Annotated in this window: 7 protein-coding genes; 5 read left to right on the top strand and 2 right to left on the bottom strand. The window is 70.2% G+C overall.

Going from position 1 to position 13274, the window contains the following annotated elements; all coding sequences use genetic code 11:
- Positions 1-100: 100 nt before the first annotated feature.
- Positions 101-2473, bottom strand: coding sequence for a DEAD/DEAH box helicase (locus tag ASD78_RS11000; RefSeq protein ID WP_156087718.1), 2373 nt, complete (start codon positions 2471-2473; stop codon positions 101-103).
- A 235-nt stretch (positions 2474-2708) separates the two neighbouring features.
- On the opposite strand from ASD78_RS11000, the gene ASD78_RS10995 reads away from it, so the two are divergent.
- The 5 genes from ASD78_RS10995 to ASD78_RS10975 all read left to right on the top strand — a co-directional run bounded on the left by ASD78_RS10995 (position 2709) and on the right by ASD78_RS10975 (position 9372).
- Positions 2709-4376 (top strand): NAD(P)/FAD-dependent oxidoreductase, encoded by a 1668-nt coding sequence (locus ASD78_RS10995; protein WP_056101294.1) that lies wholly within the window; start codon positions 2709-2711, stop codon positions 4374-4376.
- A gap of 22 nt (positions 4377-4398) precedes the next feature.
- On the top strand, positions 4399-5037 hold the full coding sequence (locus tag ASD78_RS10990; RefSeq protein WP_056101291.1) for a DUF938 domain-containing protein: 639 nt from the start codon (positions 4399-4401) through the stop codon (positions 5035-5037).
- 115 nt (positions 5038-5152) lie between these two features.
- Positions 5153-6820 (top strand): serine hydrolase domain-containing protein, encoded by a 1668-nt coding sequence (locus ASD78_RS10985; RefSeq protein ID WP_055905368.1) that lies wholly within the window; start codon positions 5153-5155, stop codon positions 6818-6820.
- A gap of 220 nt (positions 6821-7040) precedes the next feature.
- Positions 7041-8951 carry a M61 family metallopeptidase gene (locus ASD78_RS10980; protein WP_082575560.1) on the top strand — a complete coding sequence of 637 codons (1911 nt, stop codon included), beginning with the start codon at positions 7041-7043 and terminating at the stop codon, positions 8949-8951.
- A 235-nt stretch (positions 8952-9186) separates the two neighbouring features.
- Positions 9187-9372, top strand: coding sequence for a DUF1272 domain-containing protein (locus ASD78_RS10975; protein ID WP_200944165.1), 186 nt, complete (start codon positions 9187-9189; stop codon positions 9370-9372).
- A gap of 129 nt (positions 9373-9501) precedes the next feature.
- Here ASD78_RS10975 and ASD78_RS10970 read toward each other — a convergent pair whose 3' ends face one another.
- Positions 9502-13191, bottom strand: a complete 3690-nt coding sequence (locus ASD78_RS10970) for an indolepyruvate ferredoxin oxidoreductase family protein (RefSeq protein ID WP_056101285.1) — start codon at positions 13189-13191, stop codon at positions 9502-9504.
- Between the last annotated feature and the right edge of the window lie 83 nt (positions 13192-13274).

The following is a 13274-nucleotide window of genomic DNA, read 5'->3' as shown; positions in this document are numbered from 1 at the left end:
GCGTCCGGCGGCGCTGCCGGTGCGGGCATCGGTACGGGCGGCGGCGGCGCCGCGCCGCGCGCCTGGCGTTGCAGCATGCGCAGCTTGTCGGCGCTGACGCTCATGCCGCGACGTCCTCGCGCAGCAGCGCCAGGACCCGCTGCGCCAGCGATTTCGGCGTGGTCGCGCCCTCGTGTTCGTCGGCGGCCAGGGCCGGGCCGACGCAGGCCGGGCAGCCGGCGCGGCAGTCGCAGCGCTCGACCAGTTCGGATGCGCGCGCCAGCAGTTCGGCCTGGCGCGTCCACAGCGGCTCGCTCAAGCCCACGCCGCCGGGGAAGTTGTCGTACAGATAGACCGTGGGCACGAACTGCTGCACCTCGCCCAGCACGACCTCGCCGCCCTCGACGCCGCGCAGCTGGCCGCGGCCGTTGCGGTCGCTGCTCGCGAACCAGGCGCCGTCGCCGTTGCCCACCGATTTCTGCAGATCGCGCGCGTCGGCCATCACCGCCACCGTGGCGACCACGTGCAGGGCGTGGCCGGCGCCGAGGAAACCGTCCAGCGCGTCCTGGCGCGAGGCGAAGGCCGAACGCAGCACAGCCTGCGGCAGCTGCCACCACACCGCGGTGGTGTGCAGTTCCTGGTCGGGCAGGTTGACCGGGCCGTAGCCGATGTTCTCGTGGGTGTAGTAGCGGATCTTCTTGTAGCCGGCCACGCGCCGGACCACGTGGACCTCGCCGTGGTGGCTGTCGCCCAGGCCGGCCGCGCCGCCGTCGAAGCGCTCCAGGACCTTGAGCTTGGTGTAGTCGATCGAGTCGGTGTAGTAGTCGACGTGGGTGCGGGTGACGTAGGCCTTGCGGCCGTCCCAGTCCAGCTTCTCCACCTGGTAGGGCGTCGACTGGATCATGTGGATCGCGCCTTCGTACAAGGTCAGCGCCGCGGCCGAGTAATCGACCTCGGCGATGATGGTCTGGCGGCCGTCGCTGCGGTCGACCACGACGAAGTTGCCGTCGGCGACCGAGCGCAGGCTGACCGCGTTGGCCGGGTAGCTGTCGGCGATCCACTCCCAGCGCTCGCCCTCGCGGTGCAGCACCTCGGTCTCGGCCAGCGCTTCCAGGTAGACCTGCGGGTCGATCGGGCCGTAGGCCTCGCCGACCTGGAACGGCAGCTCGAAGGACGCGCAGCGGATGTGGTCGAACAGGATCAGCGGCTGGTCCGGCGCGATCCGCGCGTGCTCGGGCGGGCTGTCGGCGAAGAACTCCGGGTGCCGCACCACGTACTGGTCCAGCGGCTGCGAGCTGGCGACCAGCACGCCCAGCGACGGACGCTGGCGGCGGCCGGCGCGGCCGAAGCGCTGCCAGGTCACGGCGACCGAGCCCGGATAGCCGTTGAGCACCACCGCGTCCAGGCTGCCGATGTCCACGCCCAGTTCCAGCGCCGAGGTCGAAACGATGCCGTCGATGCGGCCGTCGCGCATCGCCCGCTCGGCCTCGCGGCGTTCGCTGGGCAGGTAGCCGCCGCGGTAGGCGCGGATCCGCGCCGGCTTGCGCGGGTCGTGGTCGAAGACGTCCTTGAGGTACTTGGTCAGCACCTCGACCATCAGCCGGGTCTGCGCGAACACCAGGGTCTTGAGCCCGGACTTGATCGCGATGCGGGCGATGCGGTTGCTCTGCGAGCGCGCCGAGGCGCGCAGGCCGAGGTCGGCGTTGACCACCGGCGGGTTCCACAGCAGCACGTGCTTGTCGCCGACCGGCGCGCCGGACTCGACGATCGCCCGCACCGGCGCCTCGATCAGCGCCTGCGCATGCGCCTGCGGGTTGCCGATGGTCGCCGAGCACAGGATGAACTGCGGCCTCGCGCCGTAGAACGCGCACACCCGCTGCAGCCGGCGCAGCACGTTGGCGACATGGCTGCCGAACACGCCGCGGTAGGTGTGGATCTCGTCGATGACCACGTAGCGCAGGTTCTCGAAGAACTGCGCCCACTTGGTGTGATGCGGCAGGATCGCCTGGTGCAGCATGTCCGGGTTGGAGACCACGATGTCGCCGTGCAGGCGGATCGCCTGGCGCGCGTCGCCGGGGGTGTCGCCGTCGAAGGTGAAGGCCTTGACCCCGAGCTCGCCGGCGCGGTTGAGCTCCAGCAGTTCGGCGACCTGGTCCTGGGCCAGCGCCTTGGTCGGAAACAGGTACAGCGCCTTGCTGCCCTGGGCCATGGCCGCGGCCACGACCGGCAGGGTGTAGCACAGCGACTTGCCCGAGGCGGTCGGGGTGACCACGGCGACGTGTTCGCCGGCCTGGCTCGCGGCCCAGGCCTCGGCCTGGTGGCTGTAGAGCTGCTCGATCCCGCGCGCGCGCAGGGCCGCCTTCAACGCGGCCGGCACTTCGTCCGGGATCGGCGCGTACGTGCCCGCGCGGCCCGGGATCGTGAAGCTGCCGGTGATCCGGTCGGCGTAGCGCCGCATCAGGGCATCGCCCAGGGCCTCGCCGTTCGCCGGCATGCGGTCGCCGCGCTGGCGCGCGAGCGGGTGCGAAGGGTCTGCGTCGTGGGCGAGGGCGAGGGCGCTGGGCATGGCCGGATTCCGGATCGGACAGCCGCCAGTGGACCCGCAGCCCGTCTCAGCCTGTGAGACGTTCAGCCAGCCGATACGCGGGCATCGGCCTGCGTCCGCTGCGGCCAAGCCGCGGCCCGCACGCGCGACCCGCTAAAATGCGCCACCGTTCAGGCCCTGGCCCATGCTCCGACTCACCGACATCAAGCTGCCGCTGGACCATGCCGAGTCCGCGCTGGGCGAGGCGATCCTGGCCCGCCTGGGCATCGGCGCCGACGAACTGACCGGCTACACCGTCGCCAAACGCAGCTACGACGCGCGCAAGCGCGGCGGCATCACCCTGATCTACTCGGTCGACGTCGACACCCCGCGCGAGGCCGAACTGCTGCGGCGCGCCGCGACCGCGCCGGCCGCGGCGACGCCGGTCAAGCTCGGCCCGACCCCGGACACCGCTTACAAGTTCGTCGCGCGCGCACCGGCGCAGCTGCCGCTGCGGCCGCTGGTGATCGGCATGGGCCCCTGCGGCCTGTTCGCCGCGCTGGTGCTGGCGCAGATGGGCTTCCGCCCGATCGTGCTGGAGCGCGGCAAGGCCGTGCGCGAACGCACCGTCGACACCTTCGGCTTGTGGCGCAAGAAAGTGCTCAACCCGGAGTCGAACGTGCAGTTCGGCGAAGGCGGCGCCGGCACGTTCTCCGACGGCAAGCTCTACAGCCAGATCAGCGACAGGCAGCATCACGGCCGCAAGGTGTTGACCGAATTCGTCGCGGCCGGCGCGCCCGAGGAAATCCTCTACGTCAGCAAGCCGCACATCGGCACCTTCCGGCTGGTGTCGATGGTCGAGCACATGCGCGCGACCATCGAATCGCTGGGCGGCGAAATCCGCTTCTCGCACCGGGTCGACGACCTGCTGGTCGAGACCGACGCGGCCGGGGTGCGCCAGGTGCGCGGCGTGACCCTGGCCGGCGGCGAGCAGCTGCGCGCCGACCACGTGGTGATGGCGCTGGGCCACAGCGCGCGCGACACCTTCGCGATGCTGCACGAGCGCGGCGTGTTCGTCGAAGCCAAGCCCTTCTCGATCGGCTTCCGGGTCGAGCATCCGCAATCGCTGATCGACCGCGCCCGCTTCGGTCCGCAGGCCGGGCATCCGATCCTCGGCGCGGCCGACTACAAGCTGGTCCACCACTGCCGCAACGGCCGCTCGGTCTACAGCTTCTGCATGTGTCCGGGCGGCACCGTGGTCGCCGCGGCGAGCGAGCCCGGGCGCGTGGTCACCAACGGCATGAGCCAGTACTCGCGCAACGAACGCAACGCCAATGCGGCGATCGTGTGCGGGATCACCCCGGAGGACTACGCCGCGTACGGCCAGGGCCCGCTCGCGGGCATCGCCCTGCAGCGGCATTGGGAGGCGCTGGCGTTCGAGCTCGGCGGCGGCGAATACGAAGCGCCGGCGCAGCTGGTCGGCGACTTCATCGCCGGGCGCGCGTCCACGCAATTGGGCGAAGTCCGGCCCTCGTACACGCCGGGCGTGCGTCTGGGCAGCCTGGACGCGTCGCTGCCCGGCTATGCGATCGACGCGATCCGCGAGGCGCTGCCGGCCTTCGACAAACAACTGCGCGGCTTCGCCCTGCACGATGCGGTCCTGACCGGCGTGGAGACGCGGACCTCGTCGCCGGTGCGGATCACCCGCGGCGAAGACGGCCACAGCCTCAACACCCGCGGCCTGTTCCCGGCCGGCGAAGGCGCGGGCTATGCCGGCGGCATCCTCTCGGCGGGCGTGGACGGCATCAAGACCGCCGAGGCGGTGGCCTTGAGCCTGGTCGCCGGTCTGGCGCGCGCGGGCGCCCACGCGTGATGCGCGCCGCGGGCCCGGGCGCATGACCGACAAGCCGCATTCGCCCTCGTGCGAGCGCAACCGCGAGCCGATCCTGGCCGTGTTGCGGCACTACCTGCCGGCGCGCGCGAGCGTGCTCGAAATCGGCAGCGGCACCGGCCAGCACGCGGTGCACTTCGCCGCGGCGATGCCGGGTTGGACCTGGCAATGCTCCGATCGCGCCGAATACCTGCCGGGCATCCGCGCCTGGCTGGACGAGGCCGCGCTGGCGAACACGCCGCCGCCGTTCGAACTGGCCGCGGTGACCGAGCCGGCGCCCGGCTTCGCTCCGCCGCCGCCCATTCCTTCCGATCCGGTCGCCCTGATCCGCGGCTACGGCGCGGCGTTCAGCGCCAACAGCCTGCACATCATGGGCTGGCCGCAGGTGCAGGCGCTGTTCGCCGGGCTGGCCACCGTGCTGGCCGATGCCGCGACCGTGGTGGTCTACGGTCCGTTCAACTACCGCGGCGACTACACCAGCGACAGCAACCGCGAGTTCGACGGCTGGCTGAAAGCGCGCGACCCGGTCTCGGGCATCCGCGATTTCGAGGCCGTCGACGCGCTCGCGCGCGCCATCGGCCTGGGCCTGATCGCCGACGTCCCCATGCCGGCCAACAACCGCTGCCTGGTCTGGCGGCGCTGATCTTCCGACACTGGTGGTGCCTGATCGGCACCCGGTATGGTCGGCGCGACGGCAGGGACGCGCGGCGAAAGTGCGCCCTACTCACGGCCGCCGCCTTGTCATGGAGCCTTCCCGCATGCGTCATTGGATCCTGTCCCTCGCGCTGATCGGCCTGTCCCTGCCCTGTGCCGCCGCCGCCCCGCCGTCCGCGGCCGAGGTCGCCCGCTACGCCCAGCAGCAATTGCAGGACAACTACCCGACCGACGGCCCCGGCGCGGCGCTGCTGGTGGCGCGCGGCGACCAGGTGCTGTTCCGCGGCGCGCGCGGCGAGGCCAGCGTCGAGCTGGGCGTGCCGCTCACTCCCGACGGCGTGTTCCGGATCGGCTCGGTGACCAAGCAATTCGCCGCCGCCGGCCTGCTCAAGCTGGTCGAGGCCGGCAAGGTCGGCCTGGACGATCCGCTCTCGAAGTTCCTGCCCGATTATCCCAACGGCGCGCACATCAGCGTGCGCCAGCTGCTCAACCACACCTCCGGCGTGAAGAGCTACACCGGCATTCCGGGCGTGATGGCCGGGCCGATCCGCATGGACCTGAGCACCGCCCAGCTGATCGACACCTTCAAAAACCTGCCGGTGGATTTCGCGCCCGGCGCGCAGTGGGCCTACAACAATTCCGGCTACGTGCTGGTGGGCGCGGTGATCGAGGCCGCCAGCGGCCAACCCTGGCACGAATACCTGCAGCAGGCGCTGTTCCAGCCGCTGGGCCTGGCGCACACGCGCTGGGGCGACGATCACGCATTGATCCCCGGCCAGGTCCAGGGCTACACGATCAGCAACGGCCGGCTGGCGCCGGCGATGTACGCCAGCATGAGCCAGCCGCATGCGGCCGGCGCGCTGGTGTCCACCGTCGACGATCTGCTGCGCTGGAACCGCGCCCTGCATGAAGGCAAGGTGCTGCGCAGCGACACCTATGCGCGGATGATCGCGCCGGAAGGCGCCGCGCAGAAGGATCGCTACGGCTACGGTATCGCCCACACCACCCTGCGCGGCGGCGAGCTGCTGTCGCACGGCGGCGGCATCTTCGGATCGCAGTCGTTTCTGCTGTACGTGCCGGGCAGCGACGTGACGGTCGCGATCGTGCAGAACAACGACAGCGTCGCGCCCGGCAAGCGCAGCCCCAGTGTGCTCGCGCGCAAGATCGCCGCCTACGCCATCGGCCAGGCGTATCCCGAGCCCGGCGCAACGGCGCCGACGCTGGCGCAGTTGCGGCCGCTGGAAGGCGTGTACCGCTCCGACGCGAACACCGCGCGGGCGATGCGCATCGTCGACGGGCGCCTGATCTCGCAGCGCATCGGCGGCCAGCGCATGCAGCTCACCGCGATCGGCCCCGACGAATTCCTGTACGAGGACGGCCTGAGCCGGTTGCGCTTCGAACGCGACGCCGGCGGCGCTGTGACCGGTACCCGCTACTACCCCAACGGCGAAGGCGAGGGCGACTTCTCGCCGCGCACCCAGGAGCCGCTGCCTGCGGAGACCGTCGCGATCGCGCTGCCCGCGGCCGCGCGCGAACGCGTGGTCGGGCGCTATACGCGCGAGGCGATGGAGCTCAACGTGTTCCAGCAGGGCGAGCAGCTGATGGCGCAGATGTCCGGCCAGCCGCCGTTCGCGCTGGCCGCGACCTCGCCCACGCGTTTCGCGATCGACTCGGTCGGCGCGGTGCTGGAGTTCGCGCCCGAGCCCGGCCCGGCCAAGATCCTGACCCTGCGCCAGGGCGGCGCGGTGCTGGAGTTCCAGCGCGCCCCGTAAGCGCGCACGGCTGTGGCCGGCTCGACCGGCCGTGGCCTTGCAGGCTTTCCATGGGAGCGACGTACCTTGCTCGCACGGCCCTCGGTCCGTGCCGGTCTGCCGACTGTGCCGGAGGCGGCATTCCGCGCCGACCGGCCGCGAAACGTGACCTATGGGAGGGGAGCGCGCGGCCAGCGCACGTAGGATGCGGGATCGTCCTCGTTACGCCGGAGCCGTCTCCATGCCCGTCCGTCCGTCGCCCGCCATGCTGCCGCTGCTGATCGCGGCATTGCTGCCCCTGTCGTCCGCCGCACAGACCGCGCCGTCGGCCGACAAGCCGGTGCCGGACAGCGCGTATCCGGGCACGCTGACGCTGGAGGTCGACGCCACCGATCTTGCCCATCGCGTGTTCCACGCCAGGCAGCGCATCCCGGTGCAACCCGGGCCGCTGACCCTGCTCTACCCGCAGTGGCTGCCGGGCAACCATTCGCCGACCGGCCCGATCAACAAGCTCGCCGGCCTGGTCGTCACCGGCAACGGCCAACGCATCGCCTGGAAGCGCGACCCGCTCGACGTCTACGCGTTCAAGCTGGTCGTGCCCGAGGGCGTGAGCACCATCGAACTCGCGTTCGATTACCTCTCGCCGACCGGCGGCGACCAGGGCCGCGTGGTCATGAGCCAGGACATGCTCAGCCTGCAGTGGAACGCGGTCGCGCTGTACCCGGCCGGCCACGACGCCGGCCGCATCCGGATCGCGCCTTCGCTGAAGCTGCCCGCGGGCTGGCAGTCCGGCACCGCGCTGGAAGTCGATGCGCGCGAGGGCGACACCCTGCGTTACAAGCCGGTCCCGTTCGACACGCTGGTCGATTCGCCGCTGTTCGCCGGCCGCCACTACCAGCAGATCGATCTCGCCCCCGGCGCCAAGGTGCCGGTGCGTTTGAACGTAGTCGCCGACGATCCCAAGTATCTCGAGGCCAAGCCCGAGCAGATCGCCGCGCACCGGCGCATGGTCGAACAGGCGACGCGCTTGTTCCGCTCGCAGCACTACGACCACTACGACTTCCTGTTCTCGCTGTCCGACCAGCTCGGCGGCATCGGCCTGGAGCACCACCGCTCCAGCGAAAACGGTCTGGACCCGGAGTACTTCACCGACTGGGACAAGAACGTCGTCGGCCGCGATCTGCTCGCGCACGAGTACACCCACTCCTGGAACGGCAAGTTCCGGCGTCCGGCCGACCTGGCCACGCCGAACTTCAACGTGCCCATGCAGGACAGCTTGCTCTGGGTCTACGAAGGCCAGACTCAATACTGGGGTTATGTGCTGACCGCGCGCGCCCGGATGTGGAAGGAGCAGACCGCGCTGGAGGTGCTGGCGGTGACGGTGGCGGCCTACACCACCGACCGCCCCGGTTTCGCCTGGCGCAACGTCCAGGACACCACCAACGATCCCATCATCGGCCTGCGCCGGCCGCAGCCTTATCGCAGCCAGCAGCTCAGCGAGGAGTACTACTCCGCCGGCCAACTGATCTGGCTCGCGGTCGACGCCAAGCTGCGCGAACTCAGCGGCGAGAAGCGCTCGCTCGACGATTTCGCCGCCGCGTTCTTCGGCGTCGACGACGGCAGCTATGCGGTCAAGACCTACACCTTCGACGACGTGGTCGCGACCCTGAACGGCGTCGCCAGGCACGACTGGGCCGGCTTCCTGCGCGAACGCCTGGATGCCAATGCCGCGCCGCTGGACGGCCTGGCCGCGAGCGGCTGGAAACTGGTCTACAGCGACAAGCCCAGCGACTACGTCAAGCAGACCGAAGGCGTGCGCAAGGTTACCGACCTGAACTGGTCGCTGGGCCTGATCGTGTCGAACAAGGACTCGACCTTGTCGTCGGTGCGTTGGGACGGCCCGGCCTTCAACGCCGGCCTGGCACCGGGCTCCACGCTGCTCGCGGTCAACGGCTACGCCTTCGAGGGCGAACGCCTGAAGGATGCGATCACCGCCGCCAAGGACAAAGGCCAGCCGATCGAGCTGGTGGTGAAGCAGGGCGAAATGGTGAAGACGGTGCGCATCGACTACCGCGACGGCCTCAAGTACCCGCGCCTGGAACGCATCCCGGGCACGCCCGACCGGCTGTCGAAGATACTCGCGCCGAAATAGGCCGCGGCCGCAAGCCGCGTCGCATTCGCCTTGGGTTCGCCTTGCGTCCGCCCTGGGTAGGAGCGTCGTGAGCCGCGACCGCGCCGTGGCCGAAGCTTCGCGGTCGCGGCTCACGCCGCTCCTACCCCGAAGCCGCCGCGGCAAAGCGACCCGGCGCATTCGATCCTCGCCGTCGCCACCTTCGCGCGCTAGGCTGCGCGCATCCGCCGCGACCGAGGCCGCCTGCATGCTCGAAATGAAATCCCAGTGCGAACGCTGCGCCGCGGCCTTGCCGCACGACAGCGCCGACGCGCTGATCTGCAGCTACGAATGCACCTTCTGCGCCGACTGCGTGCGAGGTCCCCTGGGCGGGGTGTGCCCCAACTGCGGCGGCCAACTGCAACCGCGCCCGACCCGCCTCGCCAAACCCGCCGCCGCATGAACGCACCGCCTCCTGTGGGAGCGGCGTAAGCCGCGATCGAACCCCGGCTTAGTCGCAAGGTTCCATCGCGCCAAAAAAGAAAGCCCCGCATCCGCGAGGCTTTCTTGGTACTGCGACCGCCGAAGCCGCTTACGCCGCTTGCACGATCCGCAGCGGATTGCGGTACTGCTTGATCAGCTCCGCCTCGCGCTCCTTGGCCTTGTGCAGGTGCGCTTCCTTGACGTGGCCGTAGCCGCGGATGTGCTCCGGAATCGAAGCGATCTCGGCGGCCAGGCCGGCGTTGCCGTTGTCCAGCGTGCCCAGCAGGTCGCCGACGGTGCGTTCGTAGTCGGCGATCAGCTGGCGCTCCATCTTGCGCTCCTCGGTGTAGCCGAAGATGTCGAGCTTGCCGCCGCGCAGCTTGCGCAGCTTGGCCATCCACTTGAACGCGGTGAACACCCAGGGACCGAACTCCTGCTTGATCAGGCGGCCCTGCGCGTCTTTCTTGGCCAGCAGCGGCGGGGCGAGGTGGAACTTGAGCGTGTAGTCGCCGTCGAACTGCTGCTGCAGGCGGCGCTGGAACTCGCCGCTGGTGTACAGGCGCGCGACTTCGTACTCGTCCTTGTAGGCCATGAGCTTGAAGAAGTAGCGCGCGACCGCCTCGGCCAGATCGGTCGAGCCCGGCGCCTTGGCCGCTTCGGCGGCGCGCACCTGGGCGACGAAGTCCGAGTAGCGCTTGGCGTAGGCGGCGTCCTGGTAGTCGGTGAGGAAGGCGACGCGGCGCGAGATCAGCTCGTCCAGCGAGCGCGACAGGCGCAGGTCGTCCAGCGGCAGGAAGGCGACGTTGTCGCTGTCGGCCTGGGCCGGCACGTGGCGCAGTTCGTCTTCGTTGCGGGTCGCGCGCGGGGCCGAGGTCGCACCCCATTCGTTGCCTTCCCACTCGCCCGGCGCCAGATGCGGCAGGTCGCCCGGGGTGGCCTCGGCGCGGGTGGGCGCGTTGCGCACCAGGCCGGCGGCTTCGGCCACCGCGGCCGGGTCGATCACCGCCAGGCGGCCCCAGGCGAAGGCGGTCTTGTTCATGTCGATCGCGGCGCCGTTGAGTTCGACCGCGCGCATCAGCGCATCGAACGCGATCGGCACCAGGCCGCGCTGCCAGGCGTAGCCCAGGATGAACAGGTTGGTCGCGATCGCGTCGCCCATCAGCGCGGTCGCCAGCTGGGTCGCGTCGACCACGTGCGGGTCCTGGCCGCCCAGCGCCACCTTGACCGCGGCGATGATGTCGGTCGCCGGGAACTGCATGTCAGGACGGGTGGTGAACGTGCCCGGCATCGCTTCGTAGCTGTTGAGCACCACCGCGCTGCGGCCGGCGCGCACCTTCGACAGCGCCCAGTAATCGTTGACCACGACCATGTCGCAGCCCAGCACCAGGTCGGCCTCGCCGGCGGCGATGCGCACGGCGTGGATGTCCTGCGGGGTCCTGGCGATGCGGATGTGGGTGGTGACCGCGCCGCCCTTCTGGGCCAGGCCGGTCTGGTCGAGCACGGACGCGCCCTTGCCTTCCAGGTGCCCGGCCATGCCCAGCAGCGCGCCGATGGTGACCACGCCGGTGCCGCCGACGCCGGTGATCAGGATGTTCCAGGGCTGGTCCAGCGCCGGCAGCTGCGGCATCGGCAGGTCGGCCAGGCGGTCCTTGGCGCTGCCTTTCTTCTTCTTCAGGCCGCCGCCGTGCACGGTGACGAAGCTGGGGCAGAAGCCGTTGACGCAGGAGTAGTCCTTGTTGCAGTTGGACTGGTCGATCTCGCGCTTGCGGCCGAATTCGGTTTCCTTGGGCAGCACCGACACGCAGAACGACTTCTTGCCGCAGTCGCCGCAGCCTTCGCAGACCAGGGTGTTGACCATCACCCGCTTCTGCGGGTCGACCATCTTGCCGCGCTTGCGGCGGCGGCGCTTCTCGGTGGCGCAGGTCTGGTCGTAGATCAGGACGCTGACGCCCTTCACTTCGCGCAGGCGCTTTTGCACCTCGTCGAGTTCCTTGCGGTCGTAGAACTCCATCTCGCCCGGGAAGATCTCACGCTTGCTCCACTTGGCCAGGTCGTCGGACACCAGCACGATGGTCTGCACGCCTTCGCTGCGGACCTGGTGCGCGATCTGCGGCACCGACAGGGTGCCGTCGACGGGCTGGCCGCCGGTCATCGCGACCGCGTCGTTGTAGAGGATCTTGTAGGTGATGTTGACGCCGGTGGCGACCGACTGGCGGATCGCCAGCGAACCGGAGTGGAAGTAGGTGCCGTCGCCCAGGTTCTGGAACACGTGCGGGGTGTCGGTGAACTGCGCCTGGCCCGACCAGGTCACGCCTTCGCCGCCCATGTGGGTGAAGGTGTCGGTGCTGCGGTCCATCCAGGTCACCATGTAATGGCAACCGATGCCGCCGAGCGCGCGCGAGCCTTCCGGCACCACGGTCGAGGTGTTGTGCGGGCAGCCCGAGCAGTAATGCGGCACGCGCGGGAACGCGGCGCGCGGCAGGGCCAGCTCGGATTCCTTCTCTTCCATCCAGCGCAGCACGTCGCGCATGTGCTCGCTGTCGTGGAAGCGCTGGATGCGGCGCGCGATCACGCCGGCGATGCGCGCCGGGGTCAGTTCGCCGGTGGAGGGCAGGATCCAGTCGCCGTTCTCGTCGTACTTGCCGACGATCGACGGGCGTTGGCCGCCGTCCCAGTTGTACATCGACTCCTTCATCTGGCTTTCGATGAAGGCGTGCTTCTCCTCGACCACCAGGATGTCCTGCAGGCCGCGCGCGAACCCACGCAGGCCGACCGGCTCCAGCGGCCAGGTCATGCCGACCTTGTAGACGCGGATGCCCAGGTCGGCGCAGGCGCGTGCATCCAGGCCCAGATACTCCAGCGCCTGCAGCACGTCGAGATAGCTCTTGCCGGTGGTGATGATGCCCAGGCGCGCGTTCGGCGAGTCGATGACCATGCGGTCGATCTTGTTGGCGCGCGCGAACGCCTGCGCGGCCTTGACCGCGTACTGGTGCAGGCGCATTTCCTGATCCATCGGCGGATCGGGCCAGCGGATGTTGAGGCCGCCCGGCGGCAGCTGGAAGTCGTCGGGGATGAGGATCTGCTGCGCCAGCGGGTTGACGTCGACCGAGGCCGAGGACTCGACCGTCTCGGCGATGGTCTTGAAGCCGACCCAGCGGCCGGTGTAACGCGACATCGCCCAGCCGATCAGGCCCATGTCGAGGATGTCCTGCACGCCGGCCGGGTTCAGGATCGGCATCATCGCGCTGACGAACTCGCCTTCCGAGCCGTGCGGCAGGGTCGAGGAGCGGCAGGCGTGGTCGTCCGCGGCCAGCGCCAGCACGCCGCCGTACTTGCCGGTGCCGGCGGCATTGGCGTGCTTGAACACGTCGCCGGTGCGGTCCACGCCCGGGCCCTTGCCGTACCACATGCCGTAGACGCCTTCGACCTTGGCGCCCGGGAACAGATTGGTCTGCTGGGTGCCCCAGACCATGGTCGCGCCCAGGTCCTCGTTGAGGCCGGGGGTGAACTTCACGCCGGCCGCTTCCAGATGCTTGCGCGCGCGCCACAGCTCCAGATCGAAACCGCCCAGCGGCGAGCCGCGGTAGCCGGAGATGAAGCCGCCGGTGTTGAGCCCGGCCGCCTGATCGCGCAGCCGCTGCATCAGCGGCAGGCGCACCAGGGCCTGCACGCCGCTCAGGTAGATGCGGCCTTCCTGGCGGGTGTACTTGTGCTCGAGGCCGTAGTCCGGGTCGAGGACACTGTTGGTCAGGGAGGTGTTCGCCGACGAGGGCGAGCTGAGTTCTGCGGTGCTGGTCATGGCGGGCTCTCGCGGCGGTGCCGCGGGTGGGCTGGCGGGGGAAGGACGGCGGCGTCCGGCCGGGAGCCGACGACCGCCGGGTC

It is taken from the genome of Lysobacter sp. Root667 (assembly GCF_001427715.1).
Classification (GTDB): Bacteria; Pseudomonadota; Gammaproteobacteria; order Xanthomonadales; family Xanthomonadaceae; genus Lysobacter.
Note: the sequence above shows the minus strand (reverse complement) of the source record. Positions and strands in the feature narration are given on the sequence as shown.

Excerpts from the sequence above, each read along its gene's own strand:
- ASD78_RS11000 (WP_156087718.1), bottom strand. The coding sequence starts at position 2,473 with ATGCCGGCGAACGGCGAGGCCCTGGGCGATGCCCTGATGCGGCGCTAC.
- ASD78_RS10995 (WP_056101294.1), top strand. The coding sequence starts at position 2,709 with ATGCTCCGACTCACCGACATCAAGCTGCCGCTGGACCATGCCGAGTCC.
- ASD78_RS10990 (WP_056101291.1), top strand. The coding sequence starts at position 4,399 with ATGACCGACAAGCCGCATTCGCCCTCGTGCGAGCGCAACCGCGAGCCG.
- ASD78_RS10985 (WP_055905368.1), top strand. The coding sequence starts at position 5,153 with ATGCGTCATTGGATCCTGTCCCTCGCGCTGATCGGCCTGTCCCTGCCC.
- ASD78_RS10980 (WP_082575560.1), top strand. The coding sequence starts at position 7,041 with ATGCCCGTCCGTCCGTCGCCCGCCATGCTGCCGCTGCTGATCGCGGCA.
- ASD78_RS10975 (WP_200944165.1), top strand. The coding sequence starts at position 9,187 with ATGAAATCCCAGTGCGAACGCTGCGCCGCGGCCTTGCCGCACGACAGC.
- ASD78_RS10970 (WP_056101285.1), bottom strand. The coding sequence starts at position 13,191 with ATGACCAGCACCGCAGAACTCAGCTCGCCCTCGTCGGCGAACACCTCC.